Source organism: Spirosoma sordidisoli (genome assembly GCF_004138325.1).
In the GTDB taxonomy this organism is placed as follows: Bacteria; Bacteroidota; Bacteroidia; order Cytophagales; family Spirosomataceae; genus Spirosoma; species Spirosoma sordidisoli.
This window is the reverse complement of sequence record NZ_SBLB01000007.1, coordinates 364,520-391,494: the sequence shown is the minus strand read 5'-3', so window position 1 is coordinate 391,494 and position 26,975 is coordinate 364,520. Positions and strand designations below refer to the sequence as shown.

The following is a 26,975-nucleotide window of genomic DNA, read 5'->3' as shown; positions in this document are numbered from 1 at the left end:
CTTGTTCAACCGGCTCACCGAAGTGAGCAGGACTGAATGATAATGTGCTGCCCGTTTGTCAAAGAACTGTTCGCCTGGCCCGTTGGCCGAAGCGTGGTGAGAAGTGGGTTGGCTCGGTGGCCGTTCCGTGTCTCGTTGTTTGGGAGTGCAAAGGTACGTCTTTTTTCCCGGTTGTCAAGTAAAAACTGAAAATATTTTTGGGTATTGATTGTCAGTTTGTTACTCGTAACTCACTGACCGTTAGCGTGTTGCTTTGGATCAGCGCCCTGTTTCTCTCGATTTGGGACTGCAAAGGTAGGGCGCTTTTTGGCCTCTGTCAAGCCCTGGCGGAAAAATAGTTGGGAGCCCCGGCCCCGCCTATCGGATAAGTGGCCCAACCTCAGCCACTTACTCTCCGTAAATTTTTCAAACTTTTTTTGAGCTTTTTGGATGCTTTCGCAGAACTACAATTTATTCTTTCCTGTGTCCTACGGTTAGCTCCCTTCTCAGGTCCTATATCCGTGTCACATGCCGTATATTGCATCTTTCTTTTTACCTCTATAGTGCTTATCCAGCCTCATTCCATGAAAATTTTACATACAGCGGACTGGCATTTGGGAAAGCGGTTGCAGGATTTTAACCGACTTGCCGAGCAAAAAGGGGTGTTGAACGAACTAGTCGAGCTTGTCGAAGCCGAAGACGTTGATCTGGTACTGGTGGCTGGCGACCTGTTCGATACCTTTAACCCCTCTGCCGAAGCCGAAGATCTATTATACAGTACGCTGAAACGGTTGACGGGGGGCGGTCGTCGGCCGGTTGTCGTTATTGCCGGCAACCACGACAACCCAGATCGGATTGAAGCACAAGACCACTTTGGCCGAGAGTGCGGTATCATATTCGTTGGCTTCCCGAAAACGGAAGTTCGGTCACACTTGCTCACCTGTGAAACGAAATTACTTCAGGTTGCGCCCGGCTTCGTTGAACTGAAGCTGCCCCGGCACGATTTCCCGGTTCGTATCATTTTGACTCCATACGCCAACGAAGCCCGGATGCGTACGTATTACGGGATGACCAACGCTACGGATCAGTTTCGGGAACACATTCAACAGCATTGGAGCGACCTGGCCAGCACCTACATGGATGACCAGGGTGTTAATCTGCTCGTAGCGCATCTGTTTGTTATGAAACGCGGGGGCGAACAACCCGAAGAGTCGGATGATGAACGCAGCATTCTACAGGTAGGGGGCGCTTCGGTAGTGTATACCGATATGATTCCTGCACCGGTACAATACGTAGCGCTGGGGCATTTGCATCGGCAGCAGGAGATTGGGGGCGGTCCGTGTCCGGTTGTGTACAGCAGCAGTCCGCTGGCATACAGCTTTGCCGAAGCGGATCAGCAGAAATATGCGATGCTCATCGATGCCGAGCCAGGCCGGGCGGTCGACGTTCGGGCGGTTCCGCTGAAAACGGGGAAGCGGCTTCTCCGAAAACGATTTACCCGCGTCGATGATGCCGTCGAATGGCTGGAGGCTAACCCGGAATGTTATCCCGAGATTACCCTGCAAACCCCTACCTACCTGACAGCCGAAGACCGTCGGCGGCTGGCGAAGGCGCATGAAGCCCTGTCATCGGCCAGTATCATTCCGGATATCCGTGATATTGAAACGACCGAAGCCCAGCGCAGTCCGGCGATCGACCTGACGCAAAGTATGGATGTGCTTTTTACGGAGTACTTCAAGAACAAGAACAAAGGGCAGGAGCCCAATCAGCGACTCCGGCAGCTGTTCAACGAGATTTTAGCAACCGAGTTAGAATGATACCCATTAAGCTGCGCATTCAGGGGCTGTATTCCTACCAGGACGTTCAGGAAGTAGATTTCAGGCCATTGGCTGGCGCGAGTGTGTTCGGCATTTTCGGTAAAGTGGGAAGCGGTAAGACATCGCTGCTCGAAGCCATCAGTTTTGCCCTCTACGGCGAGACCGAGCGACTGAATGGCCGTGATAACCGCCAGTACAATATGATGAACCTGAAGTCGAAACAGCTCATGATCGACTTCGAGTTTCAGGCGGGCCCGGATCAGGCTATCTACAAGTTCACCTACGAAGCCCGGCGGCATCCGAAGAAACATCACGAAATCGGGGCGGGTGAACGGCGCATGTTCATCCGAAAAGACGACGAGTGGACCCCCATCGGTACCGAAAAAGATGACGTCGCCGTACTGACGCGGGATATTCTGGGGATCGACTACGACAACTTCAAGCGGATCATTATTATTCCGCAGAACCAGTTTCGCGAGTTTCTGGAGCTGGGCGCTGCCGAACGGACCAAAATGATGAACCAGCTGTTCAAGCTGGATCAGTACGACCTGGCCGGGCGGGTTGCCAAACTGAACAAAGCAAACGACGAGCAACTATCCGAACTGCGGGGTTTACTGTCTCCCCTGGAAGCGGTTACGCCCGAAGCTATCGATGAGGCCCGGTCGGTCATTGCTGCCGTCACGGAAGCTCTGACCCGGAAAGATACCGACATCAACGAACTGCTCCCCACCGAGCAGCGCCTGCTCGATCGGCAGAAGCAGCGCAAAACCCTGTCATCACTCCAGCAGGAACTGAGCCTGCTGCTGGGGCAGGAAGCGAGCTACCGGGAGCGCGAGCAGACGCTGGCTTTGTACGAAAGCTGTCTGCTGCTGTTTCAGGCCGATCTGGCGGGTCTTGAGAAAGCAAACGCCCGAAAAAGTCGGCTGACCGAGAGCGAACGGATCGCCCAGCAGCAACTACTATCCGTTACCAAGCGGCTTGCGGGGCTGGAGCAGCTCTACGAAGCCGCCCGGCAGGCCTACGAAAGCCGGGATGAGCTACAGCAGAAAATTGACGAGCTGGATACGGTACAGCAGATCAGAACCCTGCAACAGACCATTGGCGAGCAGACCCATTATCAGACAACCTTATCCGGACAGCTCGACCGGCAGGCCGCTCAGCTCGAACGCCACAAAGCCGCCCGCACTCAGCAGCAGCAGGTGCTGGATCAGGGACTCGGCCGGACGTCTGACCTGGAACGGCTGTACCAGGTCAAGAACTGGTTTGCGGTCTATGCGCCCTTGAAAAAGCAGGCCGACGATCTTCAGGCTGGGGTTGAACGATATGACCAGGCCATAAACGATCTTAAGCAGGAAAAGAACGAAGTACTGGCCGGTTTTCCGGCCGAATGGGCCGACCTGACGCTTAAGGTCCTGCCCGACTATATCGACAACGCCCTGACCAACCTTAAAACAATTCGGCAGGAGCGCGAGCAAAAGCACCGGCAGCTGCTGATTCAGGACGAGCTGCGGAAGTATGCCGATGCGCTCAGCGAAGGGCAGCCCTGTCCCCTGTGCGGATCGGCCCACCACCCTGACCGCCACCGGGGCGACGCCGATCCGGCCGATGTGCAACGCAGCGAAGCCGCTCTGGAGAAAGTTATACAGCGCATTGAAGACACCTCAACGCTTCAGTTAACGATTAAAGAACTGGTTACGAAACTGCGGGCCGAGCTCGAAAACGGCAAACGACTTATTCAGGAGCGCACGGATATTGTCAAACAGCTGACCGAACATGAAGACCGTTTTGTCTGGCCCGAGTTCTCGAAAGAGCGCGAAGGCGAGGTAACCGAGGCCATACGCCGGGAGAGCGATGCGCAACAGCAGCTTCAGGATGCCCAGCAGGCTATCCGAAACCTCGATCAACTGATTACCGACGCCGAAAAATCGTACAACGATCTGTCAAAAAAGGTCATCGAGACCGGTCATGCTATTGCGGGGCTGAGTGGCCAGCTGAAAACGGCCGCCGAATCACTGGCGCATTTCCGGCTCGATGAGGTCACCAACTGGCGGCTCGATCAGATTGACGCATTGCGGGCATCGCTGAGCGAGGTCTACAACCAGGCCCGTCTAAACTTCGATGCTACCTCGAAGCAGAAAAGCGAGGCCGAAAAAGAGCTGGCAACCGTTGAAGAACAGATTCAGCAGCTTCATAACCAGCTGAGCGAGGTCACTACCGAACTCGACGCGCTCGACGTTACCATTGCCCGGAATCTGGAAGCGCAGCGCCTGACGCTCTATCAGGTAAGCCGAATGTTGCGGTCGGAGCTGAACGTTGGGCATGAAAAGCAGCAGATCAACGAATACAACGAGCAGCGGAGCGGGCTTCAGCGCCAGGTCGACCTCCTGGAGGCTGAACTGACCCAGCACCCCTTCGATCCGGACGAGCTGGCAACTGTTCAGCAGCAACTGGCGATTTTACAGGCCGAAAAAGACGAGCTGAACAAAGAGCACGGCCGCGCTACGAGCGTACTGACCTCGCTCGAAACCCAATGGCAGCAGAAACTGAGCCACCAGAAGCGGCACGACGAGCTGGAACTTCGGCGGCAGGACCTGAAAAAGATGGACGAGATGTTCCGGGCGCAGGGGTTCGTCAACTACGTTTCATCCGTTTATCTGAAAAGCCTCTGCGAATCGGCCAACGAGCGTTTCTTCAAGCTGACCAACAACCAGCTCAAGCTGGAACTGGATGAGAAAAACAACTTCCAGATTCGCGACTACATGAACGGGGGCGAACTGCGAAGCGTGAAAACCCTGTCGGGAGGCCAGACCTTTCAGGCCGCCCTGTCCATGGCGCTGGCGCTGTCGGACAATATTCAGCACCTGACCAAAGCGCGGCAGAATCTGTTTTTTCTGGACGAAGGCTTCGGCACGCTCGACAAAGACGCGCTGCAAACGGTGTTCAAAACGCTGAAAGCTTTGCGCACGGAAAACCGGGTGGTCGGTATTATTTCGCACGTTGACGACCTGCAGCACGAAGTCGACACTTACATCCGCACCATAGCCACTGAGACCGGTAGCCGGATCGAGACCAGCTGGGACTAAACAAAAAGCGGGCTGTGCGTCGAGACGGAATCGTAGATACCGTTTCTGACACACAGCCCGCCCTTTTATACTGTAGTACTAAGGTTGCTTATTGATCAGGTCCATTACTTCTTCCGAAATACCGGTCATGCTAAAGCCGCCGTCGTGGAAGAGGTTCTGCATGGTAACCATGCGGGTCATGTCCGAGAAAAGCGTAATGCAATAGTCGGCGCACTGATCGGCGGTGGCGTTACCCAGCGGAGCCGTTTTTTCAGCAAATTCAAAGAACCGGTCAAAACCACCGATACCGCTGCCCGCCGTGGTTGGCGTAGGCGACTGCGACACCGTGTTGATCCGCACTTTGCGGTGCTGGCCGTAGCGGTAGCCGAAGCTCCGGGCAATGGATTCGAGCAGGGCTTTGGCATCGGCCATGTCGGTATAGAACGGGAAGGTACGCTGGGCCGCCATGTAGGTCAGCGCCACCACCGACCCCCACTCACTGATGGCGTCGAGTTTATAGGCAGACTGGAGCATTTTATGAAACGACACCGCCGAAATATCGAGCGTCTGTTTCAGCCAGTCATAGTTCAGATCAGTATAGGCGCGCCCTTTGCGAATATTGGGGCTCATGCCGATACTGTGCAGCACGAAATCAACTTTTCCGCCCAGTACTTCCTGCGATTTGGTGAACAGGTTGTCGAGATCGTCGGATGAGGTAGCATCGGCCGGAATAATTTCGGCGTTCGTTTGCTCAGCCAGCTCGCGGATAGCTCCCATGCGCATGGCGATGGGCGCGTTGGTCAACGTAAACGTAGCCCCTTCTTCTTTGGCCTTGAGGGCAATTTTCCAGGCAATTGATTGTTCATTCAGGGCACCCGAAATGATGCCTCGCTTTCCATTCAGTAATCCGTAAGCCATTTTTTCTCTGTTTTGCCGGGGTCCCGGCTCGATGGTCAAATCACAGGTTGCGGTCAAACACCACACGACTGTATTGCTTTCACTCCAGTCGGAACAACAAAAGTAGACTATTTTTTCAGGTTAAGGGCTACCGTTGTGCCCGAAGCGCCCGCTACGGGCATCTTCAGCACGTTCCGCATGAACGCTTCGGTCGTCTTGTACACCCCGTCCAGATCGCCCGACGTGAAGTGCGACGCGATAACGTGTTCCCCCGCTTCGGGAAAAGCAACCTTCTGTTTTTTATCGGCTGGCGTGCCCAGCTCGTCATACATCGCCAGCATGGCCGCTACCGACACTACTTTATCCTGATTGTCTTCATCCTTGTAATAATAGCCCATGAACACCGGCTGCTTTACCCGCTGAAACTGCTCCGGGGTCATATACTGATCGAGCATGGTTTGCAGCGTGATGAGTCCATTGGTATGATACTGGGTAAACCAGTACTGGGCCCGGTCGGGTTTGTAGTGTGTCATGATGGCGTGTTCGCCCCCAAAAGCCCGGTCCAGAATCTGTTTGCCCCATGGCCGGGTAGCCAGCTTCAGCGCCGGATTGGCCACCGCAATACAGGGCGAGTACAGCACCAGCCCTTCCAGCTCAGGATGGCGCGCAGCCAGGTACAGCGCCAGCATGCCCCCCGCCGAGGTGCCGATAACCACGACTTTCTCGCCCAGCGCCTTGCCGATGGCCAGCGCCCGCTCGGCCGAAGCTGCGTAGCTGGCAGGCGTCATCTCCCTGAGCGCATCGGGCGACTTAACGCCGTGGCCGTCGGTGCGGGCCAGATACAGGTTGCAGCCGAACTGCCGGGCCAGCTGCTTATGAATAGGGTCGCCCTCGGCCCAGCTCGCCGAGAACCCGTGAATATAAACCAGGCTGTAGGGCGTCTTTACCTTACGCGAGCTATCGGCCCAGATAATCCGGGCTTCGTTGTCGGGCTTCAGCCCCGCTTTGCCTTCTGACTCGGCAATGCGTTGTTCGAGTTTAACCAAATCAGAATCGAGAGTAATGGGCTCGTCTTTGATGGGATCGTAATGCGACGATGGCCCGAGTACATAGCCGCCAACCAATACAGCCAGCAGCAAACCCGTGATGGTGAACAGTCGTTTCATGCGTACTCTTTGATTTCCATTCGGATACGCCAGTCTTTCGGCAGGTAGTTGTTGACGCGGTTGCCTACGCCCTTCATCCAGCCCAGATTCATGCCTTTATACCGGGCCAGCAACCAGCCTTTGACGGGTTGATCGAACACCAGGTTTTCTTTCTTAAAGTACCGAAGTGCCTCTTCTTTACTGAGTTCGATAGCTGGTAGGTCGGCATGAACCGCCGTACTCAACGCCAGCGCATGCGACGGAATAAAGTCGGTTCCTTTAAACTGCCCGATCTCGAGGCCAAAGCCTTTGTTATGAATAGCCACGTCCAGAAACAGAAACTGCTTCTCCAGCACTTTGGGTAGTATCATCACGTCGCCGTTGGGTTTTTCCCAGAACGAAAAGTCGGCCGGATGCTGGAGCCACTGCGAAGCCGAAGCCGTTTCGCGCGGACGCAGCGCCCGGATGCTCCGGAACGTTCGGGCGTCCAGCCTGACCGTAGGCGAGAAGGCTGTTTTCCGGAAAACGCTGATAAAAAACCCTTCGCCCCGTACCCGATGTGGATAACACTGATAGCCAACGGCATCGCCCACGTGTTTTTCAACGATATTCCAGTCGGCGGGCAGTATCAGCGGCCGGCTGTCGAAGCCGTTATCCACCAGATACTGCATGTTATCCACATTTTCGACATCGTTATACGTACAGGTCGAGTAAATCAGGATACCGCCCTGATCGAGCAGGGGCGCAGCAGCGGCCAGAATCCGTTTCTGCCGGGCCGAACAGAGCTGTACGCTATCGGCCGACCACTCGCCAACGGCGTCGGGATCTTTCCGAAACAATCCTTCCCCCGAGCAGGGCGCATCGACCAGAACCACATCAAAGAACCCCGATAGTTTACCAAGGTCCTCGGGATCGTGATTGCTGACAACAACGTTCGGGTAACCCCACTTTTCGATGTTCTCGCGCAGCACCGACACCCGGCTTCGGATCACTTCATTGCAGATCAGCAGACTATCGGAATGAAGGGCCGACGCCAGCAGGGTGCTTTTCCCGCCCGGGGCCGCACACAGGTCCAGCACCCGAAGCGGCCGATCAGACCGGACAGACTGCCGCAGGGCTTCGGCCAGAAGCATAGACGAGGCCTCCTGTACGTAATAGGCACCCGCCTGAAACAGCGGATCGAGGGTAAAATTAGGACGCTGGGACAGGTAAAATCCATCCGCACACCAGGGCACCCGCTCCAGTTCCGTCGTATCGACGGCCGGTTTACGCGGATTTAGCCGGATGCTCACGGGAGCAGGCTCGCCTAACGCAGCTTCGAAAGCCGGAAATTCATCACCCAGCAGCGTCTGCATCTGGTCCTGAAACGCCGGCGGAAGCTGGTCCTTCGGTAGCCCTGTTTTTGGAAGAGTATTCATTACTCAAAGGTACGAAACCAGCACGCGGATTGATTCATTACCTTTGCGGGATGCTACTTACGCCTGACTTACTCAACCGCTTCGCTACCATCCGAACCTTTATTTTTGACATTGACGGGGTCCTGACCACCGGCGATGTTCATCTGCTGGCTTCCGGCGAACAATTCAGAACCTTCGACATCAAAGACAGCTACGCCATTGAGCACGCGCTTCGGGCGGGGTTCCGGGTCGGTATCGTTTCGGCCGCCACGGCCGATGGCGTTCGGAACTGGTTCGAGATCCTGGGGTAACCGATTTATTCATGGGCAACCCCTCAGATCAGAAGCTCAACACCTTCCTGACCTACGTTTCCCGCGATGATCTGAACGAATCGGAGATCCTGTACATGGGCGACGACCTGCCCGACTGCCCGATACTTAGCCGTCCTGAGGTGCTGGGGGCCTGCCCGGCCGATGCGGTCGATGAGGTCAAAGCCATCTGCAGCTATGTGTCGCAGAAATTGGGGGGTCAGGGAGCCGTTCGTGATGTAATCGAACGCGTCCTGAAAGCACAGGCGAAGTGGCACTCGTAATCCGTCAACAACCTATGCTCAATTTAGCAACTCGTGATCAGGCTGTCATCTGGCATCCGTTCACCCAAATGCAGACGGCTCCGCTACCCACTCCCATTGTTCGGGGAGCCGGCTCCGTTCTTTACGGCGCCGATGGCCGCGAATACCTGGACATGATCGCGTCGTGGTGGGTTAACCTCCACGGCCACGCCAATCCGTACATTGCGCAACGCGTATCGGAGCAGCTGAACACCCTCGAACACGTCATCTTTGCCGACTTCACCCACCAGCCGGCGGTTGAACTGGCCGAGCGGCTACTGGCTATACTACCAGCTGGGCAGGCTAAGGTTTTTTACTCCGACAACGGCTCTACGGCGGTTGAGGTAGCGCTCAAGATGGCTTTCCAGTACTGGTATAACCTGGGCCAACCCCGCCAGAAAGTCATTGCGCTGGAAGGAGCCTACCACGGCGATACGTTTGGCGCAATGGCGGTAAGCGGGCGCAGTGCGTTCACCGCCCCGTTTACGCCTTTCCTGTTCGATGTGGAATACCTGCCGGTACCGGTACCGGGGCAGGAAGAAGCTGTGCTTCGTCAGGCTCGCGACCTGTTTACGACCGACGTGGCCGCTTTCATTGCCGAACCGCTGGTGCAGGGCGCTGGTGGCATGGTCATGTACGAACCCGCCATACTCGACGAGCTGTTCCAGATGGCCCGGCAACAGGGCTCGCTCCTGATCGCCGACGAAGTGATGACGGGGTTTGGCCGTACGGGCCGACTGTTTGCCTCAGACTACCTGACCGAAAAACCGGACCTGATGTGTCTGTCGAAGGGAATAACCGGCGGCACGATGGCCATGGGCGTCACTACCTGCACGCAACCGATATACGAAGCGTTTCTATCGACCGAAAAGATAAAGACGCTTTTTCACGGACACTCCTATACCGCCAACCCGCTGGCCTGCTCGGCTGCGCTGGCCAGTATGGACCTGACGCTCTCTGACGATACGCGGGCCAATATTGACCGCATCAGTCAGCAGCACGCCGGTTTTGTGAGTCGATTGACAACGCAGTCGGGGGTGGGTAATATCCGGCAGCGGGGCACGCTACTGGCGTTCGATCTGCTGGGCGAAGGCGGCACATCGTACTTCAACGGCATTCGGGATCGGGCGTATGCGTTTCTGCTGGACCGGGGTGTGCTGATGCGGCCGCTGGGTAATGTACTTTACCTGATGCCGCCCTATTGCACCACCAATGAGCAGCTGCAGTATACCTATACCCAGATCGAAGCGCTGCTGACCCACCTGGCCGAAACCGCCACTGACTGATAACCGCTACGAGACCGGACGGGTAGTATACTGATCAACCACCTCGTTGGGATGGATTTCAAGCACGTTGGCCAGCACCAGCAGCACGAGCGTTCGGGAAGCTATTTTGCGCGATATACCCGCAATAGACGCGAACAGATCAACCGTAATGCTGTTGTGCTCGCCAAGGTGCTGCATCAGCTTACGCTCCTTCTCGCCGTAGTTGAACCGGATGTCGCGGGCGGCCTGTTCGCCTTTCAGGATCTCGCGCACTTCGCGACTGGCCTGCACGGATTTGTCGGCCACACGTACGTAGGCTTTCTTGTTGTCGGGCTCCTGGGGGTCAGGAATGATATAATGCGGCTTGTTAAGGCTGGGCGGCACCCGAATGACCAGAACTTCGCGCTCGTCGTAGAGCTGAACCCGTTCGATGGTGTATGAAATGCGCGGAAAACAGTACTTGTGAATAGCCCGAACGAGCAGGTACTCGTCTTCGTCGGCGTATTTCAGCCCCGGAATCGTTTTGTCGTCGCCGACGCCGATGAGCATGGTTCCGCCGTTGGTGTTGGCGAAGGCTACCACGCCCCGAATAATTTTTTCGGGATGGTTTGTTTTCAGCTTGAACTCTAAATGGGAACCCTCTCCCCGTTTAACCAGGTTCTTGAGCGCCTGATGGTCCATAACAGATGGGGTCATCTGGTTGAGCACTGAATCGCGATAAATATACGACTTTTCCACAACCTTGCAACTATTATTCTTGTATCTCTATTTTGCAGAAAAGTGGGTTATCTGCGGCCAACTTTTTAGTCGTACATACCGTTACAAATTGGCAGAGATGATTAACTCAATCGTATAAATAACATAAAAATGCTGCTAAACGTTGCGCTCGTTATTGGTACATTCCTGTTTATGGAGGGGGTAGCGTGGTTCACCCATAAGTACGTGATGCACGGTTTTTTATGGAGCTGGCACCGCGATCACCACAATCATCACAAAGGTTTTTTTGAGCGAAACGACCTGTTTGCGGTTGTTTTTGCCGGTACGGCCATCTCGCTGATCGTAGCGGGCGTAGAACTGCCCGACTATCGGTACCTGGCCTGGATTGGCGCGGGCGTTACGCTCTACGGGGTGTTTTATTTTGTATTTCACGATGTTATCGTACACCGGCGGGCCAGGCTGAACGTCAACACCAACGGGCGTTATATGCAGCGCATCATGCGGGCGCACTATATTCATCATAAGGTACATACCAAAGAAGGCGCCGAAGCATTCGGCTTTCTGTATGCTCCGAAAAAATACGACCGTCCGGTCAAGGAAAAAGCGAAATCAGAAACGGCCTGACCAACGGCCCTATCCGGTTACTCCCGGGCATAAAAAAGGTGTATCCGCTTCGCGCAGGTACACCTTTTTTGTACTGTCCTTTTAAGCTGGCTCAGTATTCGTCTTCATTGAAGAAGAAATCATCTTTGGTCGGATAGTCGGGCCAGATTTCTTCAATACTTTCGTAAGGTTGTCCGTCGTCTTCGAGTTCCTGGAGGTTTTCAACCACTTCGAGCGGAGCGCCGGAGCGAATCGAATAATCGATCAGTTCATCTTTGGTAGCGGGCCAGGGGGCATCTTCCAGATAGGAGGCCAGTTCAAGTGTCCAGTACATAGTGTGTTCGTAGTTAATGTCGATTTTTCAATGAGGGTGCAAAAGTAAAAAAAACTTGATTTCCAAGACTAATTCCTCAAAAATGTTGCAGAACGGCCTGTATGGGGATTTAGGCCAATAACGCACTAGCTTTTGTTTTGTTTTGGGTTCCTACTCAATGTTGCTCCCCGGCGGCTGAACCCTTATCCATATAGGCTGATTCTGAAACCAATGATTGTTGAAGTATGTGCTTACTCCCTGGCCTCCTGCCTGACAGCCCAACAGGCCGGCGCCGGTCGTATCGAACTGTGTGGGGGTATGCCCGAAGGCGGCACCACGCCGAGCGCGGGCCTGATCAGGCAGGCCCGGCAACACCTGCATATTCCCGTCTACGTGATGATCCGTCCGCGCGGGGGCGACTTCCTCTATAACGAGTCAGAGCTGGCGGTGATGGAAGACGACATCAGACTGGCTCAGGCCTACGGCGCCGATGGCCTCGTACTGGGGCTGCTGAACAGCGACGGCACGGTTGACGAAGCAACTACCCAACGACTGATTCGACTGGCCCACCCCCTGCCGGTCACCTTTCACCGGGCTTTCGATATGACGCGCGACCCCGCCGAAGCGCTGGAGGCCGTCATTCGCACCGGTGCCGTTCGGATTCTTACGTCAGGGCAGCAACCTACGGCCGACAGAGGAGCAACACTCCTGCGGCAGCTAACCCGGCAGGCTGCAGGCCGGATCGAGATCATGGCCGGATCGGGAGTCAACGCCCAGAATGCTCAGGTATTGATCGACGCCGGGGTGGATGCGCTGCACCTCAGTGGCGGTGTCCGGCACGACAGTGCGATGCACTATCGGCAGCCCGCCCTGTCAATGGCCTCGTCGGTACCCGGCGAGTATGACCTCGTTGAAGCCAACGCCGGTAAGATACAGGCGGTGGTGACGATTACAGCACAATAGCGCGGTTTCCGGCAATAAACACCCGGTCGTTGAAGACCAGCTTCAGCGCCTGCGACAGCACGATTTTTTCGACATCGCGCCCCTCGGTAGCCATATCCGCTGCCGAATGGCGATGGTCTACTTCCTTAACATTCTGGGCAATGATGGGTCCTTCGTCGAGGTCGTTATTGACAAAATGGGCCGTGGCACCGATAATCTTGACGCCCCGCTCGTAGGCCTGCCGGTAGGGATTGGCGCCCACGAACGCGGGCAGAAACGAGTGGTGGATATTGATGATCCGGTTCGGGAACAGGCCAACGAATCCGGCCGTCAGCACGCGCATGTACTTGGCCAGCACGAGGTAGTCCGGCTCGTAGATGGACAGCGTTCGGCGAATGGCCTCTTCGTGTTCTTCGCGGCTCCGGCCCTCGTGGGAGACGTAATGGAAAGGAATCCCGAACTTACTGACCAGCGGCTGCAAATGATTGTAGTTGCTGATCACGGCCAGTATATCGGCGTCCAGTTCGTCAAAAGCGTAGCGGATGAGCAGATCGCCCAGGCAATGGTGCTCCTTGGTAACGAAGACAACGATGTTCTTTTTCCGCTTCGGATTGAGCCGGAAGGTAATGCCGTCGGCGTTAGGCAGGGTATTGTATAACTCGTTTAGCAGGGCCTCACTATCAAACGTTCCCTCAAACTCGGTGCGCATGAAAAACTGGCCGGCCGGGCTCACATACTCGTCGTTATGAATGATATTGAGGCCGTGGCGATACAATACGCCCGTAACGTGGTAGATCAGTCCCTTACTGTCGGGACCGTCCATGAGCAGGATGTGTTTGCTGGTGTCGGGAGTCATAGAAACCAAGAAATTGGGCAAAAGTAGTACGGCGTCCCGGTTAATGCTTTATTTTTAGCCAAATCACAACACTCATGGTAAATCGTCGACGCTTTCTTACGCTCAGCTCCCTCTCCGGCCTGTTTCCTTCCCTGGCCTTCACGACTCAATCGCCCCCCCTGTCTTACGCATCCGGTCCGCTGGTTGTATCGACCTGGAACCAGCCCAAAGCCAACGCAGCCGCCGAGGCTGTACTGAGCCGGGGCGGGCGGGCCCTTGATGCCGTAGAAGCCGGAGCCCGCGTTCCCGAAGCCGACCCGAATGATACGAGCGTAGGATACGGTGGCCTGCCCGACCGCGACGGGCGGGTTACGCTGGATGCCTGCATCATGGACGAGCGCGGCAACTGCGGCTCGGTCACCTACCTCGAGCATATTATGCACGCCATTTCCGTAGCACGGGCCGTCATGGAGAAAACACCCCACGTTATGATATCGGGCGAGGGCGCGCTGAAGTTCGCGCTGTCTCAGGGTTTCAAAAAAGAGAACCTGCTCACCAAATCATCGGAAGCCGCCTGGCGCGAGTGGATGAAAACGGCCAAATACAAACCCCAGGTCAACATCGAACGCCACGACACCATCGGGATGCTGGCAATGGATACCAAAGGTGATTTCTCGGGCGCCTGCACCACCAGCGGTCTGGCCTATAAAATGAACGGCCGCGTCGGCGATTCACCCATCATCGGCTCCGGCCTGTTTGTTGACAACACAATCGGAGCGGCCTGTGCTACCGGGCTGGGCGAGCTGGTCATGCGGACCTGCGGTTCCTTTCTGGCGGTTGAACTGATGCGGCAGGGTAAGACACCGCAGCAGGCCTGCGAGGAAGTCATCAACCGAATCGTGAAAGGGCCTTCTATCAAAGACGGCAAATACGTTGACGGGCAGGGCAACCTGAACGATGTACAGGTGGGCGTACTGGCCGTAAACCGGCAGGGCGAAATTGGCGCCTACAGCATCCAGACCGGATTCAACTATACCGTTTCGCAGAACGGACGAACGGAGGTTCGGGAAGCTAAATCATTTCTGAGTAAATAGTTTGGGGTTTGTAGTTTGGCATACGTAGTTTGGGCAGTTTTTGAACCCTTGCTACTTAGTCAGGTTATGGAATCTGTTGACGCTGTCGTTTCCATTAGTCGGGTTTGCCGCTCAACGAATCGATCCAATAAACAGACCGCTGCAACAACACTATAGTTCTCAACCCAAAACCACAAATAAGCTCTTGGAATCGGTATTCTCCACGTCGAAGCGCAAACTCCTGCTCGAAATTGCCTGGGAAGTTTGCAACCAGGTCGGCGGCATCTATACAGTAATCCGGTCTAAAGTACCGGCTATGGTCGAGAAGTGGGATGATAACTACGTAGCGCTGGGCCCCTACTTCCCGCAGCGGGCAGCCGCCGAGTTTGAACCCATTACCGAATCTGACGCAACCGAGATTGGTCAGACCGTTCGTAAGATGCGGCAGATGGGGTATAGCGTCGAGTATGGGTACTGGCTCGTAACGGGTCGGCCGCGCGTTGTCCTTTTCGATATTACCTGCATCGGCGTTGACCAGCTTAACGCCATCAAAGGCCAGCTTTGGCAAAACCACCAGCTATCGACGCTGAATGTTGAAGACCTGGTAAACCAGACCATTGCGTTCGGTGAGATGGTTCGGGTCTTTATCACCCTCCTGGCAGAGGATCATGCCCGGCGGGTCGACTTCGTGGCTCACTTCCACGAGTGGATGGCCAGCAGCGGCCTGCCCGACCTGCGCCGGGATAACGTAAAGGTAGCTACTGTTTTCACCACCCATGCTACCATGCTGGGCCGGTATCTGGCGCAGAACGAACCCGGTTTTTACGGTAAGCTACCGTTCTTCGACTGGCTCCGCGAAGCCCGCCACTACGGTATCGAAACCCAGGCAACCATTGAGCGGCTGGCCGCTCAACAGGCCCACGTGTTTACCACCGTCAGCGATGTGACCTCGCGCGAGTGCGAGGTCTTCCTGGGCCGGCAAACAGACCTCATTCTGCCAAACGGCCTGAATATCACCCGCTTTGCGGCTGTCCACGAGTTCCAGAATCTGCACGTCAAGTATAAGGATAAGATCCATGAGTTCGTGATGGGCCATTTCTTCCAGAACTACTCGTTCGATCTGGAAAAGACCCTGTACTTCTTTACCTCGGGCCGCTTCGAGTTCACCAACAAAGGATACGACATTACGCTGGAGGCCCTGGCGCGGCTCAACTACCGCATGCGCGAGGCTAACATGGACATGACGGTGGTGATGTTCATGGTTACAAAGCAGCCCTTTACATCTATCAACCCCGACGTGCTTCACTCCCGGGCTTTACTCGACGAGATTCAGGAAACCTGCGAGAGCATCGAAAAACAGGTGGGCGAACGGCTCTTTCATGCAGCCGCTTCGGGACAGAGTGCCAACGCCCTCCCCGACCTCAACACGTTTGTCGATGAGTACTGGCGGCTCCGGCTCCGGCGAACGGTTCAGAGCTGGAAGAACAAGCAGCTACCGCCTTTCGTGACGCACAACCTCGTGCAGGAAGACGACATGACGCGGTTTATCCAGCAGGCCAACCTCGTTAATAATGAGTATGATCGGGTCAAGATCGTTTACCATCCCGACTTCATTGCCTCTACCAATCCGCTGTTCGGACTGGACTACAGCCAGTTTGTGCGTGGTTGCCACCTGGGGGTGTTCCCGAGCTACTACGAACCCTGGGGCTATACTCCGCTGGAGTGTGTCGTGCGCGGCATTCCGACAGTCACGAGCGATCAGTCGGGCTTCGGCGACTTTATCATGCAGATCATGCGGGACTACGAAAACCGCGGGATCTATGTCATCAACCGCCGGACCCAGAACTTCAACGAAGCCGCCGACCAGCTGACCAACGTCCTGTTTCGCTTCGTGAAAATGGCCCAGCGTGACCGTATTCAGCAGCGGAACCGGGTCGAGAGCATTGCGGAGGTCTTCGACTGGACGAACCTCCGTTCGTATTACGATACGGCCCACGACCTGGCCCTGAAGCGTAAGAAACCTTAGTTTCAGTTCATCATAGTCGGTTTACGCGGCTGGTGTTCGGCGGCCTGGTTTCCGGGTAGTCGAATACCAGGCACGTAAACCGACTCTCTGTTTTTACTAGTCTATGATACGTATTGGCGTAATCAATATCTCGGACCGGGCCAGCGCGGGCGTGTACGAGGATATTCCGGGCAAGGCCGTTGTGGCGCTGCTGACCGACTGGCTTAGCTGCGACTGGGAGCCGGTATACCGCGTTATTCCCGACGAGCAGGACCAGATCGAAGCAACCCTTATCGAACTGGCCGATAGCGAGGGCTGCTGTCTGGTCGTTACCACGGGCGGCACCGGCCCCTCGCCCCGCGATGTGACCCCCGAAGCGACCGAAGCCGTTTGTCAGAAAATGATGCCCGGCTTTGGTGAACTGATGCGCCAGGAAAGTCTGAACTATGTACCCACGGCCATTCTGTCGCGGCAAACGGCGGGTATCCGCGACCAGACGCTGATACTTAACCTGCCGGGCAAGCCAAAGGCCATCGGCCAGTGCCTGTCGGTCGTTTTTCCGGCCATTCCGTATTGTATCGACTTGATTGGCGGGCCGTTTCTGACTACCAACGAAGAGCAGATGAAGGTGTTCCGCCCGAAGGCGTAGGGCACTGATCAGGTCGGCAAACTAATTTTCCCCATAGTGATACTCGGTACGCCCTGCCGATTCCCGAAGGAGGTTGTACCGCCCGCCACGCATTCGTTGGCCAAAACGGCGAATAAAACCGCTTCTTTGGCGTCTCCATTGATACCCAGGTCGTCGGTATATCCGAAGCTACAGGCAGGCAGGCGTTGCCGGATGGCGCTGGTCAGCACCGGGTTATGCATACCGCCCCCACTCATATACACCACGTATGATTCACCGGCGCGCAGGACGCGGCTGATGGCATCGGTAATGGTATCCGCACTGAACTGAACCAGCGTCGCCATCAGATCGGCGGGTGCCAGGTCGGTGGTACGGCTACGCGCCTGAGCCGCGTCGACGTACTGGGTATTAAAGACTTCGGGGCCGGTCGTTTTGGGAAACGGGGCATCGAAAAACGGGTTATCTTTCAGAGCCGCCAGCAACCCATCGTTTACCTGGCCACTGGCTGCCAGCGCGCCGTCTTTATCGTACGGCTGGTTCAGCAGTCGGCGGGCGTAGGCATCGAGGAGCGTATTACCGGGTCCGGTATCGGTCGTAAAAACGGCGCTGGCATCTTCAGTGGCCGGCAGGTCGGTGAAGTTAGCGATACCGCCCATGTTCAGTAAGATTCGATTTTCACCGGCTTTGGATAACATGAAATAATCACCGTATACGGCCAACGGTGCGCCTTCGCCCCCGTGGGCCACGTGTTTTTGCCGGAAGTCGCTCAGCGTGATAATACCCGTTACAGCCGCTACATGATCGCCGTCGCCAATCTGCAGGGTTGCGTTCGGAAAGCCCGCCCGCCGATGCTGACTTTTGGGCGCGTGGTATACGGTCTGGCCGTGGCTGGCCACCAGATCAACCGCCCGGGGATCGATGTTCCAGGTACGCAGTGCATCCAGAATCATCTGGCCGTGTAGCTGCCCTATGTATGGATTTAGTAAACAAAGTTGCTCGAAGTCGATTTGTGTCTTAGCAAAGATGGCACGAATCTCGTCTTTCAGACCTTCGTCGTACGGCACTGTCATAAACTGTTCGAGCTTCACCCGGGTGGCCGGACCGCTCGCTGAAATCAGGCACAAGGCAATATCGAGACCATCGAGGGAGGTTCCTGACATGAGTCCGATAATCCGGCGATCGGCCTGCTGAGCCGCTGAATAAAGACGTTGTAGTTGTGCGTTCATGCCCTTGGGTTGTCTCTTTTTTGTCTGCCAGCCGTCTGTTCATCCGAAACAGCGCTTGTCGGTCCGGGACGCCCGAAGATACTTTCTTGCAGCCAAAGTGTATGAATTTTTGGGGAGACGAACAATTTTCCTTTTTCGAGAGCATTCTGTTTCAGACGCTGGGCCGTACTGTCGATGTCATCGAGACCCAGTTTTTATCGGGGGGCGACATCAACATGGCGGCTCAGGTCTTCTCGTCGGAAGGCGTTTTTTTTGTAAAATGGAATCATGCCGACAGCCAGACGACGCTGGGCGCGTTCAATCCATTCGAAACGGAAGCGCGGGGGCTGAACCTGCTCCGTCGAACCGATACGCTGGCTATTCCGGAAATTATGGGCTGCGGGCAGCACCAGGGTAAATCGTACCTGATCCTGGAGTTTATCTCGTCGGGTAAGCCAAATCAGCTGTACTGGGAGATGCTGGGGCAGTCACTGGCCGAGATGCACTCGCACACCCAGCCCCGGTTTGGGCTTCATTTCGATAATTTCATCGGCTCGCTTCCGCAAACCAACACGCTCACCAGCAGCGGTTTTGACTTTTTCTTCGATCAGCGGCTGTTGCCCCAGGCCGGTATGGCGCTGTACAAGGGGCTACTGACCAAACCGTATTACGAAGCTCTCTTCCGGCTGCGCGAGCAACTCCCCAACCTGCTTCCCAACGAACGGCCGGCCCTGCTCCACGGCGATTTATGGTCTGGCAATGTGATGGTTACCGAACAGGGCACCCCCGCCCTGATCGACCCGGCCGTTTATTACGGGTTTCGGGAAGCCGAGCTGGCGTTCAGCAAATTATTTGGCGGGTTCGATCAGCGTTTTTACGATGCCTATAACGAAGCGTTCCCCCTCGACCGGGGGTTCGACGAGCGGGTGGGCATTTATAATCTGTATCCTTTGCTGGTACATGTGAATCTGTTTGGGTCAGGTTACGTTAGTGGCGTAGAGCGAATTTTAAAGCGCTACCTGTAGGCGTCAGTGCGTTTTGGCTGTTGCACGTATGCAGCCAGCCCAACGCATGGCCCCCCATTATTGATTTGCATCATGGAGATTACATCGTTCGATCAGTTTGAGATCAACCGGCAGTTGTTGAACGCAGTAGCCGATTTAGGCTATACCGAGCCGACCCCTATTCAGCAAAAGACCATTCCGCTGAGTCTGGGCAATCACGACGTGCTGGGCATTGCGCAGACAGGTACCGGCAAAACGGCCGCTTATCTGCTGCCGCTGCTGATGAAAGTGAAATACGCCCAGGGCACCCATCCACGGGCGCTGATTCTGGCTCCTACCCGCGAGCTGGCACTGCAAATCAACGAAGCCATAAGCCAGCTGGCCAAATATACCGACCTGCGCCACCTGGCTCTGTATGGCGGTTTAGGCCCTAAAAAACAGATCGAAACGCTGAGCCAGGGCGTAGACATTCTGGTGGCCACTCCTGGTCGCTTCATCGACCTGTACCGACTCGGGCATATCGTTACCAAAGACATCCGGACGATGATCCTCGATGAAGCCGACAAAATGATGGATATGGGATTCATGCCCCAGATCCGGGCCGTTCTGGAGGTTATTCCGTCGAAGCGGCAGAACCTGCTCTTCTCGGCAACCTTCGGCGGACGCGTTGAGCGCCTGTCGTCAGAGTTTCTCGAAGCGCCGATCAAGGTTGAGGTTACGCCACAGGCTTCAACGGCTGCGATGGTAAACCAGGTTCTTTATCAGGTGCCGAACTTCCGGACCAAAATCAATCTGCTCGACTACCTCGTTACCCGCGACGATTTCACACGGGGTATCATATTTGCCCGAACCAAAGGCACCGCCGACAATATTTATAAGTTTCTGGCCCGTAAAGTGATTGAGTCGGATCAGATTCGGGTCATTCATGCCAACAAAGGCCAGAATACCCGTATCAACTCGATGGAAGCTTTTAAGGAAGGCAACATCCGGGTGCTGGTATCGACCGATGTGGCAGCCCGTGGTATCGACGTCGTCGAAGTCAGCCACGTCATTAATTTCGACGTGCCGCTCATCTACGAAGACTACGTACACCGCATCGGCCGCACGGGCCGCGCCAATCATACCGGCGAGGCTATCACCTTTATGACCATAGCCGAAGAGTATCACGTTCAGAAGATCGAAAAGATTATCCGGATGACGATACCGCGCGTTCCTATTCCGAGGGTCGTCGAGATTACCGAAACGCCTTTCGACGAGCAGCAGGCCCTGTTGCGCGAAGTCGACGAACAACGCCGGAAAGAAGATCCGACGTTTCTGGGCGCTTTCCACGAAAAGAAAGCAAAAAATATGGCACCGGCCCGATCCAGAACTGGCACGAGTCGCCCTGGCAGCAGCGCCAAACCAGCGTCGCGCTCTACGGGCCCGCGCCCCCGGACCGGCGCAGCAGCAGGTTCTAAACCAGGCGGATCGAAACGCTCGGGGGGCCGCGGCAATCGCCGTTAATTCCGTAAAAATGTACTAACTTGGTTGCCTTCTTCGTTCTACCGGAACATACTACTCCTCTGGTGTGCTGACCGTTATGCGTGTTCGAATGAATCTGATGCAGCTAAGTCTCGTTGTTCTGCCCCTGATTTCGGCAGCTCAACCCAAACAGCTCATTACATCAGTCCGCAACAACAGTACGTCGGGTGTTTCGCAATCGTCAGCAACCGCGCAGACGGAAACGGGCGCTCATGCCACCGAAGCCACTACAGAGGCTTCGGGCGGGGCAATCAATACCCTTCCACTTTTTGGCGAACGGCCTAAAACAGCCGAGCAGATCGATCAGGAAGTACATTTTCTGAATGATTGCGACCAGAATTTCGCCAGTCGTCCGGAAGCCAGCGATTTTTTTGCCGCGCGGGGATGGGATTACGTGGCCGATGGTCAACTCGATACCGCGGCTCACCGCTTCAACCTGGCCTGGCTGCTGAACGACAAAAATGCCGATGCGTACTGGGGCCTGGGGGTTGTCTGCTACCAGAAAAACCAGTTGCCCGACGCAATCAGGATGCTGAAGCGCGGGCTCAGCGTTGCCGACAGCAATGCCGTACTGATGACGGATCTGGCCACGGTGCAGATCAAATATCACCAGGAACATGCCTCTCCCGAAATGCTCGACGAGGCCGAAGCAGCCCTGCAGCGGGCCGTAGCACTGACCCCCGCCAATGCCACTTCTTTTCAGAAACTGTCGCTGGTTAGCTACCTGAAAGCGGATTACGCCAAAGCCTGGGATTATTTCCATCAGGCCCGCAACCTCGACCTCTCGCAGCTGGATTTGAATTACCTCAACGATCTGCTGGCCAAACACCCTGATCCGAAGGGCGTTTTCAAGTAGGGTGTCAGCTTAGTTTTCGGTTTCGTCTTCCAGAATCGTCTTTTCTTTGGCCCGCTCAAAGGTCACTTTCCCTTTCTCGTCCCACTCCGTCAGTACGATCGGCTCAAAGTCGGCGTCCCATTGGCTGCTGCCGTGCTGAACGATCTTCCGGCGCATTCGGCGACCGCCCGGCGTACTGGGGTAGAATTCTGTCCAGCGGCCTATTTTTACGCCATTGTCATACTTACCTTCTTCGGCCAGAGCGCCGTTTTCATGGAAGGCCATGTAGGTGCCGGTAATTTTACCGTACTCGACCGGTACGATTTCTTTGATCTTATGATGGGTCGAGTCGTAATAGGTCAATTTTGAGTCGGCCGGTACGCCCTGACGCCAGTAAGTTTTATCGATCAGCATGAATTTGCTGTCGTATTTTTCCCAGCGGCCGTCTTTCATGCCGGCGTAATAAAATCCTTCCTCAACCAGCTCGCCGTTCTGGTATCGTTTATAGGGTCCGTGCAGGAGCAGTCCGGTTCCTTCGTCGCGAATGATGGAACTCGATACCCGGGCGCTTCGCTGATAATAGCGGTAGATGTCGCGGACATAAGGCAGTGGCTTGGCGGCATCGTTACTGCGCAGAATCGAAAACTCTTCTACGATGGTTCGATCGCCACTTCCCATCTTCGTATAGGCCTTCACGATCGAGAGCCCCTCGTATTCAGTCTTCAATAATTTTTTCTTGCTTTTCCGGTCAGCCTTCAATTTCTTGAGCTGTTTCACCTTAAGACCCAGATCGGCCGGGATAATCGTTGACAGATAGGCATCCTTCTGTTCTTTCAACGAAGAAGTGGTGGGAACACCCAGCGTTGTCATGGTTGATGATACCGACGAAAATGAGGAAAAAGGAGATGGAGCAGCCCCCGACGGCTCAAGAACTGGTTTAGAAGCAGTTGTCAGCGAGGCCGGCGCAGTCGTTTGGGCCTGAGATTTATTTACAATTATTATATTCAGTAAACTTATTATATAATAATATTTGAAATTTTTGGCGAACATAGGTCTGGCAAACGATTGATAAACGATGTTTGTTAGCTTTGTGTAAAAGCAGGCGCTGGTCTTTATAAAACGCTCTGTCAGGTCTTACTATTTTGTATATACTCAGCCGGATGGTCCGGTAGTTCATTCATAATCAACCGTCGTGGAAAAACAGGCTCGCATTTACGTGGCCGGACACCGGGGCATGGTCGGTTCGGCCCTTGTCCGAAAGCTCCAGGCCGAAGGCTACTCTCAAATCATCACCCGTACTTCGTCCGAACTGGACTTGCGGAATCAGGCGGCTGTAGCCGATTTTTTTGCTGACGAACGCCCTGATTACGTATTCCTGGCCGCTGCCAAAGTTGGCGGTATTCTGGCTAACAACACCTATCGTGCCGAATTTCTGTACGATAACCTGATGATCGAGTCGAACATCATTCACAGCGCCTATAAAACGGGGGTGAAGAAGTTGTTGTTCCTGGGCTCATCGTGCATTTATCCGAAGCTGGCGCCACAGCCGCTCAAGGAAGAGTACCTGCTCAGCGGGTATCTTGAACCAACCAACGAGCCGTATGCCATTGCCAAAATTACGGGTATCAAGTTGTGCGAAGCGTATCGGAGTCAGTATGGCTGCAATTTCATCTCGGCTATGCCTACCAACCTCTACGGCCCAAACGACAACTACGACCTGAATGGCTCGCACGTACTGCCGGCGTTGATCCGCAAATTTCACGAAGCCAAGGTGAATAACCTGCCTACCGTAGAAGTATGGGGAACCGGATCACCCCGGCGCGAATTTCTGCATGCCGACGATCTGGCCGATGCCTGTTTCTTCCTGATGGAGAATTACGACGATGAGTTGTTTGTCAACATCGGAACCGGCGAAGACGTTACGATTCGCGAAGTGGCCGAACTGATCAAAGAGATCGTTGGCTTCGAAGGTGAACTCCGCTGGAACACCGATAAGCCCGATGGTACGCCCCGCAAGCTGATGGACGTTTCCCGGCTACACTCATTGGGCTGGAAACACGCCACCGAACTGAAAGACGGCCTCGAGAAAACTTATCAGGATTTCCTGACCAACGAGGTCATGTACGTCGAGTAGAGACGCAATCGCACCGGCGATCCGGCCTTTGCGTCTCATACGCGTCAGCAATAAAGTCACTCGCGTCTCATACACCTCAGCACTTTTAGTATTTTATACAGGAACGGCCTGCGTATCAACGAATCGTTGACGCGCAGGCCGTTCTTACGTGGTCATACTTTTTATGGCTAACGCATCGGAGACGCGATGGCCGGGGCGATCGCGTCTCTACAGTTTGCGGGCTGGGTTGCCGAATACGGTAGCGCTGGCGTCGATGTTTTCGATGACGACCGACCCGGCCCCGATGCGGGCGTTTTTACCGATTGTTACCCCGGCAACGATCGTAACTCCGGCGCCAATAAAGGCCCCCTCTTCAATGATGGCCCCACTGCTGATTACGCTGCCAGTTCCTACCTGCACGTAATCGCCGAGCTTCGCCTGGCTTTCGATAACAGCGCCTGATTGAATAATGCAGTGCTGGCCGACTTCGGCAAACGCGTTCACAACAGCTCGGGCCGCAATCAGGTTACCGTGGCCTATGGTGGCTAAAGCCGACACAACCGCCGTATCGTGAATGGCGTTGACGGGCTGTACTTTCCGCCGTTCATTCAGCATTTTCACGATCCGCTTCCGTACCCGGCTGTCGCCGATGGCAACGAACGCTTCACATTTTTGTCCAATCAGCTTCAGATACCCATCATCGTCCGTCTCGCCCAGCACCGAAACGTCGCCAAACTCTTTTCCGTGCAGGTCTTTATTGTCATCCAGCAGGCCGTATACAACGACGGTATTTCGCTGAAAAAGGTCTAATACAGTCAGTCCGAGGCTTCCTGCCCCAAAAATCAATACGGGGTTTTCCATCAATTATCTTATTAAGTCAATGTGAATTACCATCTGTTAATGGCTATATATTTACCAATTTGGTAACAATGTGGTAAATACTACTTCATGAATGAACGGTAGCTTCGTCCATGAAATCAAGTACACAGTTCCGAACCATTGTGCTTTCTGATATTCATCTCGGTACCGCCGGGTCGAAAGCCAAAGAAGCGACCGAGTTTCTGCGCAATTACTCCTGCCAGAAATTGATTCTGAACGGCGACATCATTGATGGCTGGCAACTGAAACAGTACAGCACCTGGAAGAAAAAACATACTGCCTTTTTTAAAACGGTTTTAAAGCAAATCGTTCACTACGATACCAAAGTTGTCTATCTGCGGGGTAACCACGACGACTTTCTGGACCAGGTGATGCCGCTGAAGGTAGGCAAGAATTTCTCGATCCGTAAAGATTACACCCTCAGCTCGGGCACCCGCAAATTTTACGTTACCCACGGCGATGTCTTTGATTCGATAACCTCGCAGATGAAGTGGCTGGCGTACCTGGGCGACATTGGTTATACATTCCTCCTTTGGGTCAATAAGTTTTATAACCAATACCGTAACTGGCGTGGTCTGCCCTACTACTCGCTCTCGCAGCAGATAAAAGGACGAATCAAACAGGCCGTCAACTACATATCGGACTATGAGCAGAAGCTGACCGAGCTGGCCCGCGCCCGAAACTGCGACGGTATCATTTGCGGCCATATTCACCAACCCGCCATTCATAATTTCGATGGTATCATCTATATGAACTCGGGCGATTGGGTCGAATCATTGAGCGCGCTGGTCGAAGACCACGACGGCAACTGGAGTCTGCTCTATTACACATCTGATCTATCTGACGAGGACGACGAAGAGGCCAGGGTAAAAAAAGCCGCCCGCAAAGCGCAGAAGGCTTTGTCTGAACCGGCTGTCTAACCATAAACCCGGTCTAACCGGTTGCCTAAATCGGTTAGACCTCATCTCCCCAACCAGTATGCGAGTTCTTTTTCTAGTCCAGGGCGAAGGTCGTGGGCACCTGACACAGGCCTTGGCTCTGGCCCAGATACTTCAAACGGCCGGGCATGAGGTCGTGGGTGCCCTGGTTGGCGTGACAGAAAACCGGAACGTTCCTGATTTTTTCAGCTCAGCTTTCGCGGCTCCCATAACCCCCGTTTTCAGCCCGGGTCTGGTCTATAACGCGGGTACCAACGCGCTGGAACCAACAAAGACAACGCTGCGGGCCATCCGATCTGTCAGGCCCTTCTGGCGCAGTCTGAAACAGGTGCGAAAAGCTATCGAGACGCTGCGGCCCGATGTAGTCGTCAATTTTTACGAGATGCTGGGCGGCTTAACCTACGCGTTGATGAAACCATCGGTCCCTATGGTTTGTGTGGCTCATCAATATCTGGCGTTCCATCCTAACTTTCAGCGGCCCCGACATCAGTGGTTATACGAACAGGCGTTCAAGCTCAACACCCGACTCACGTGCTTTGGCGCTCAGGAGCTGCTGGCCTTATCATTCGACAAGCAGGCCGATGCCCCCGAACGGCGGGTGCGCGTTGTTCCTCCCCTGCTCCGGCGCGAAGTTACCGAACTGAAGCCCGTTGCTGGTGATTTCCTGCTGGCCTACGTCACCCAGCCCGGCCTGCGTAGCGAGCTGGAGAAAGCGCACCTGAGAAACCCGAAGGTTCCAATGCATGGCTTTCATAGCGGTATTCAGGAAGCGGATCATGCTGTCGATGAGACGCTGACCTATCACGCCATCGATGGCCAGCGCTTCCTGGATTACATGGCCCGTTGTAAAGCCGTTGTCACCACGGCCGGCTTCGAGTCTGTTTGCGAAGCCGCCTACCTTGGTAAGCCCGCCCTGATGATTCCTCAGCCCAACCATTTTGAGCAGGCCGGTAATGCCCTCGACGGGCAACGGGCCGGTGTGGGCACAGCCGCTGACCGCTTCGACCTGGATACCTTACTGGACTATCTGCCTCAGCACGACCCGCAGGTTAGCGACCGGTTCAGAGCGTGGTATGGCCAGGGCTATTTCCTCTTCCTGGCCGCTATGAACCGGGCTGTTGCCTCGCGGCCCACTTCTCCGGGTGGGTTCTTCCTGAGCCGGATGCGGCAGTTACTACGGTCGTAACAGACA

Annotated in this window: 25 protein-coding genes; 16 read left to right on the top strand and 9 right to left on the bottom strand. The window is 55.0% G+C overall.

Annotated elements, in window-relative coordinates; genetic code table 11:
• The first annotated feature begins 563 nt into the window (after positions 1-563).
• Positions 564-1,796: a metallophosphoesterase family protein gene (locus EQG79_RS24210; RefSeq protein WP_129604951.1), complete on the top strand. Its 1,233-nt coding sequence runs from the start codon at positions 564-566 to the stop codon at positions 1,794-1,796.
• Complete coding sequence (locus EQG79_RS24205) at positions 1,793-4,879, top strand: AAA family ATPase (protein WP_129604946.1); 3,087 nt, start codon at positions 1,793-1,795, stop codon at positions 4,877-4,879. The genes EQG79_RS24210 and EQG79_RS24205 overlap by 4 nt, the downstream gene beginning before the upstream one ends.
• Positions 4,880-4,957: 78 nt before the next feature.
• On the opposite strand, the gene EQG79_RS24200 is transcribed toward EQG79_RS24205, so the two are convergent.
• The 3 genes from EQG79_RS24200 to EQG79_RS24190 all read right to left on the bottom strand — a co-directional run bounded on the left by EQG79_RS24200 (position 4,958) and on the right by EQG79_RS24190 (position 8,318).
• A complete protein-coding gene (locus tag EQG79_RS24200; protein WP_077922067.1) occupies positions 4,958-5,776 on the bottom strand; it encodes an enoyl-ACP reductase FabI in 819 nt (272 codons plus the stop codon).
• A gap of 107 nt (positions 5,777-5,883) precedes the next feature.
• Positions 5,884-6,921, bottom strand: a complete 1,038-nt coding sequence (locus EQG79_RS24195; protein ID WP_129604941.1) for an alpha/beta hydrolase — start codon at positions 6,919-6,921, stop codon at positions 5,884-5,886.
• Complete coding sequence (locus EQG79_RS24190; RefSeq protein WP_129604935.1) at positions 6,918-8,318, bottom strand: RsmB/NOP family class I SAM-dependent RNA methyltransferase; 1,401 nt, start codon at positions 8,316-8,318, stop codon at positions 6,918-6,920. The genes EQG79_RS24195 and EQG79_RS24190 overlap by 4 nt, the downstream gene beginning before the upstream one ends.
• 50 nt (positions 8,319-8,368) lie before the next feature.
• On the opposite strand from EQG79_RS24190, the gene EQG79_RS31580 reads away from it, so the two are divergent.
• From EQG79_RS31580 to bioA, 3 genes are read left to right on the top strand one after another with little or no spacing between them, the layout of a single operon-like run.
• Entirely contained in the window at positions 8,369-8,608 is a 240-nt protein-coding gene (locus EQG79_RS31580) for a hypothetical protein (RefSeq protein WP_317126268.1), read from the top strand.
• Positions 8,609-8,619: 11 nt separating this feature from the next.
• Positions 8,620-8,889: a hypothetical protein gene (locus EQG79_RS31575; protein ID WP_317126267.1), complete on the top strand. Its 270-nt coding sequence runs from the start codon at positions 8,620-8,622 to the stop codon at positions 8,887-8,889.
• Between the two features lie 14 nt (positions 8,890-8,903).
• On the top strand, positions 8,904-10,193 hold the full coding sequence (gene bioA, locus EQG79_RS24180; protein WP_129604929.1) for an adenosylmethionine--8-amino-7-oxononanoate transaminase: 1,290 nt from the start codon (positions 8,904-8,906) through the stop codon (positions 10,191-10,193).
• A gap of 6 nt (positions 10,194-10,199) precedes the next feature.
• Here the strand turns inward: bioA and EQG79_RS24175 are convergent, their stop codons facing one another.
• Positions 10,200-10,868, bottom strand: a complete 669-nt coding sequence (locus tag EQG79_RS24175; protein ID WP_077922469.1) for an AlbA family DNA-binding domain-containing protein — start codon at positions 10,866-10,868, stop codon at positions 10,200-10,202.
• Positions 10,869-11,039: 171 nt separating this feature from the next.
• On the opposite strand from EQG79_RS24175, the gene EQG79_RS24170 reads away from it, so the two are divergent.
• On the top strand, positions 11,040-11,513 hold the full coding sequence (locus EQG79_RS24170; protein WP_077922072.1) for a sterol desaturase family protein: 474 nt from the start codon (positions 11,040-11,042) through the stop codon (positions 11,511-11,513).
• A gap of 91 nt (positions 11,514-11,604) precedes the next feature.
• Here the strand turns inward: EQG79_RS24170 and EQG79_RS24165 are convergent, their stop codons facing one another.
• Positions 11,605-11,826 carry a DUF2795 domain-containing protein gene (locus EQG79_RS24165; RefSeq protein ID WP_009284883.1) on the bottom strand — a complete coding sequence of 74 codons (222 nt, stop codon included), beginning with the start codon at positions 11,824-11,826 and terminating at the stop codon, positions 11,605-11,607.
• A gap of 210 nt (positions 11,827-12,036) precedes the next feature.
• On the opposite strand from EQG79_RS24165, the gene EQG79_RS24160 reads away from it, so the two are divergent.
• Positions 12,037-12,768 carry a copper homeostasis protein CutC gene (locus EQG79_RS24160; RefSeq protein WP_077922073.1) on the top strand — a complete coding sequence of 244 codons (732 nt, stop codon included), beginning with the start codon at positions 12,037-12,039 and terminating at the stop codon, positions 12,766-12,768.
• Here EQG79_RS24160 and purU read toward each other — a convergent pair.
• Entirely contained in the window at positions 12,755-13,570 is an 816-nt protein-coding gene (gene purU, locus EQG79_RS24155; protein ID WP_236648821.1) for a formyltetrahydrofolate deformylase, read from the bottom strand. The two genes, EQG79_RS24160 and purU, sit on opposite strands and share 14 nt — an antisense overlap.
• A gap of 107 nt (positions 13,571-13,677) precedes the next feature.
• Here purU and EQG79_RS24150 point away from each other — a divergent pair, with 107 nt between their 5' ends.
• From EQG79_RS24150 to mog, 3 genes are all read left to right on the top strand, one after another.
• Entirely contained in the window at positions 13,678-14,676 is a 999-nt protein-coding gene (locus EQG79_RS24150; RefSeq protein WP_077922074.1) for a N(4)-(beta-N-acetylglucosaminyl)-L-asparaginase, read from the top strand.
• A gap of 184 nt (positions 14,677-14,860) precedes the next feature.
• Entirely contained in the window at positions 14,861-16,681 is a 1,821-nt protein-coding gene (locus EQG79_RS24145) for a glycosyltransferase (protein WP_077922075.1), read from the top strand.
• Between the two features lie 103 nt (positions 16,682-16,784).
• The gene (gene mog / locus EQG79_RS24140; protein WP_077922076.1) at positions 16,785-17,309 is read left to right on the top strand and encodes a molybdopterin adenylyltransferase; all 525 of its coding nucleotides are present in this window, start codon (positions 16,785-16,787) and stop codon (positions 17,307-17,309) included.
• A gap of 8 nt (positions 17,310-17,317) precedes the next feature.
• Here the strand turns inward: mog and EQG79_RS24135 are convergent, their stop codons facing one another.
• On the bottom strand, positions 17,318-18,514 hold the full coding sequence (locus EQG79_RS24135) for an anhydro-N-acetylmuramic acid kinase (protein ID WP_129604919.1): 1,197 nt from the start codon (positions 18,512-18,514) through the stop codon (positions 17,318-17,320).
• A gap of 101 nt (positions 18,515-18,615) precedes the next feature.
• Between EQG79_RS24135 and EQG79_RS24130 the strand changes: the two genes are divergently transcribed.
• The 3 genes from EQG79_RS24130 to EQG79_RS24120 all read left to right on the top strand — a co-directional run bounded on the left by EQG79_RS24130 (position 18,616) and on the right by EQG79_RS24120 (position 21,874).
• Positions 18,616-19,518 (top strand): fructosamine kinase family protein, encoded by a 903-nt coding sequence (locus EQG79_RS24130; RefSeq protein WP_129604912.1) that lies wholly within the window; start codon positions 18,616-18,618, stop codon positions 19,516-19,518.
• 72 nt (positions 19,519-19,590) lie between these two features.
• Positions 19,591-21,000 carry a DEAD/DEAH box helicase gene (locus tag EQG79_RS24125; protein ID WP_077922079.1) on the top strand — a complete coding sequence of 470 codons (1,410 nt, stop codon included), beginning with the start codon at positions 19,591-19,593 and terminating at the stop codon, positions 20,998-21,000.
• Between the two features lie 76 nt (positions 21,001-21,076).
• Positions 21,077-21,874 carry a tetratricopeptide repeat protein gene (locus EQG79_RS24120; RefSeq protein WP_077922080.1) on the top strand — a complete coding sequence of 266 codons (798 nt, stop codon included), beginning with the start codon at positions 21,077-21,079 and terminating at the stop codon, positions 21,872-21,874.
• Positions 21,875-21,883: 9 nt separating this feature from the next.
• Here EQG79_RS24120 and EQG79_RS24115 read toward each other — a convergent pair whose 3' ends face one another.
• Positions 21,884-22,723, bottom strand: coding sequence for a toxin-antitoxin system YwqK family antitoxin (locus tag EQG79_RS24115; RefSeq protein ID WP_129604907.1), 840 nt, complete (start codon positions 22,721-22,723; stop codon positions 21,884-21,886).
• A 322-nt stretch (positions 22,724-23,045) separates the two neighbouring features.
• On the opposite strand from EQG79_RS24115, the gene fcl reads away from it, so the two are divergent.
• A complete protein-coding gene (gene fcl, locus EQG79_RS24110; protein ID WP_077922082.1) occupies positions 23,046-23,987 on the top strand; it encodes a GDP-L-fucose synthase in 942 nt (313 codons plus the stop codon).
• A gap of 207 nt (positions 23,988-24,194) precedes the next feature.
• Here the strand turns inward: fcl and EQG79_RS24105 are convergent, their stop codons facing one another.
• Positions 24,195-24,827 (bottom strand): acetyltransferase, encoded by a 633-nt coding sequence (locus EQG79_RS24105; protein WP_129604904.1) that lies wholly within the window; start codon positions 24,825-24,827, stop codon positions 24,195-24,197.
• A gap of 110 nt (positions 24,828-24,937) precedes the next feature.
• Between EQG79_RS24105 and EQG79_RS24100 the strand changes: the two genes are divergently transcribed.
• Both EQG79_RS24100 and EQG79_RS24095 read left to right on the top strand, forming a co-directional pair.
• On the top strand, positions 24,938-25,765 hold the full coding sequence (locus tag EQG79_RS24100; RefSeq protein WP_129604901.1) for a UDP-2,3-diacylglucosamine diphosphatase: 828 nt from the start codon (positions 24,938-24,940) through the stop codon (positions 25,763-25,765).
• Positions 25,766-25,823: 58 nt separating this feature from the next.
• Positions 25,824-26,969 (top strand): glycosyltransferase family protein, encoded by a 1,146-nt coding sequence (locus EQG79_RS24095; protein WP_129604898.1) that lies wholly within the window; start codon positions 25,824-25,826, stop codon positions 26,967-26,969.
• Positions 26,970-26,975: the final 6 nt, after the last annotated feature.

Excerpts from the sequence above, each read along its gene's own strand:
- EQG79_RS24150 (WP_077922074.1), top strand. The coding sequence starts at position 13,678 with ATGGTAAATCGTCGACGCTTTCTTACGCTCAGCTCCCTCTCCGGCCTG.
- purU (WP_236648821.1), bottom strand. The coding sequence starts at position 13,570 with ATGGACGGTCCCGACAGTAAGGGACTGATCTACCACGTTACGGGCGTA.
- EQG79_RS24160 (WP_077922073.1), top strand. The coding sequence starts at position 12,037 with ATGATTGTTGAAGTATGTGCTTACTCCCTGGCCTCCTGCCTGACAGCC.
- EQG79_RS24205 (WP_129604946.1), top strand. The coding sequence starts at position 1,793 with ATGATACCCATTAAGCTGCGCATTCAGGGGCTGTATTCCTACCAGGAC.
- EQG79_RS31575 (WP_317126267.1), top strand. The coding sequence starts at position 8,620 with ATGGGCAACCCCTCAGATCAGAAGCTCAACACCTTCCTGACCTACGTT.
- EQG79_RS24200 (WP_077922067.1), bottom strand. The coding sequence starts at position 5,776 with ATGGCTTACGGATTACTGAATGGAAAGCGAGGCATCATTTCGGGTGCC.
- EQG79_RS31580 (WP_317126268.1), top strand. The coding sequence starts at position 8,369 with ATGCTACTTACGCCTGACTTACTCAACCGCTTCGCTACCATCCGAACC.
- EQG79_RS24105 (WP_129604904.1), bottom strand. The coding sequence starts at position 24,827 with ATGGAAAACCCCGTATTGATTTTTGGGGCAGGAAGCCTCGGACTGACT.
- bioA (WP_129604929.1), top strand. The coding sequence starts at position 8,904 with ATGCTCAATTTAGCAACTCGTGATCAGGCTGTCATCTGGCATCCGTTC.
- EQG79_RS24170 (WP_077922072.1), top strand. The coding sequence starts at position 11,040 with ATGCTGCTAAACGTTGCGCTCGTTATTGGTACATTCCTGTTTATGGAG.
- EQG79_RS24175 (WP_077922469.1), bottom strand. The coding sequence starts at position 10,868 with ATGACCCCATCTGTTATGGACCATCAGGCGCTCAAGAACCTGGTTAAA.
- EQG79_RS24210 (WP_129604951.1), top strand. The coding sequence starts at position 564 with ATGAAAATTTTACATACAGCGGACTGGCATTTGGGAAAGCGGTTGCAG.
- EQG79_RS24135 (WP_129604919.1), bottom strand. The coding sequence starts at position 18,514 with ATGAACGCACAACTACAACGTCTTTATTCAGCGGCTCAGCAGGCCGAT.
- EQG79_RS24165 (WP_009284883.1), bottom strand. The coding sequence starts at position 11,826 with ATGTACTGGACACTTGAACTGGCCTCCTATCTGGAAGATGCCCCCTGG.
- EQG79_RS24095 (WP_129604898.1), top strand. The coding sequence starts at position 25,824 with ATGCGAGTTCTTTTTCTAGTCCAGGGCGAAGGTCGTGGGCACCTGACA.
- EQG79_RS24115 (WP_129604907.1), bottom strand. The coding sequence starts at position 22,723 with ATGACAACGCTGGGTGTTCCCACCACTTCTTCGTTGAAAGAACAGAAG.
- mog (WP_077922076.1), top strand. The coding sequence starts at position 16,785 with ATGATACGTATTGGCGTAATCAATATCTCGGACCGGGCCAGCGCGGGC.
- EQG79_RS24130 (WP_129604912.1), top strand. The coding sequence starts at position 18,616 with ATGAATTTTTGGGGAGACGAACAATTTTCCTTTTTCGAGAGCATTCTG.
- EQG79_RS24100 (WP_129604901.1), top strand. The coding sequence starts at position 24,938 with ATGAAATCAAGTACACAGTTCCGAACCATTGTGCTTTCTGATATTCAT.
- EQG79_RS24195 (WP_129604941.1), bottom strand. The coding sequence starts at position 6,921 with ATGAAACGACTGTTCACCATCACGGGTTTGCTGCTGGCTGTATTGGTT.
- EQG79_RS24125 (WP_077922079.1), top strand. The coding sequence starts at position 19,591 with ATGGAGATTACATCGTTCGATCAGTTTGAGATCAACCGGCAGTTGTTG.
- EQG79_RS24190 (WP_129604935.1), bottom strand. The coding sequence starts at position 8,318 with ATGAATACTCTTCCAAAAACAGGGCTACCGAAGGACCAGCTTCCGCCG.
- EQG79_RS24120 (WP_077922080.1), top strand. The coding sequence starts at position 21,077 with ATGCGTGTTCGAATGAATCTGATGCAGCTAAGTCTCGTTGTTCTGCCC.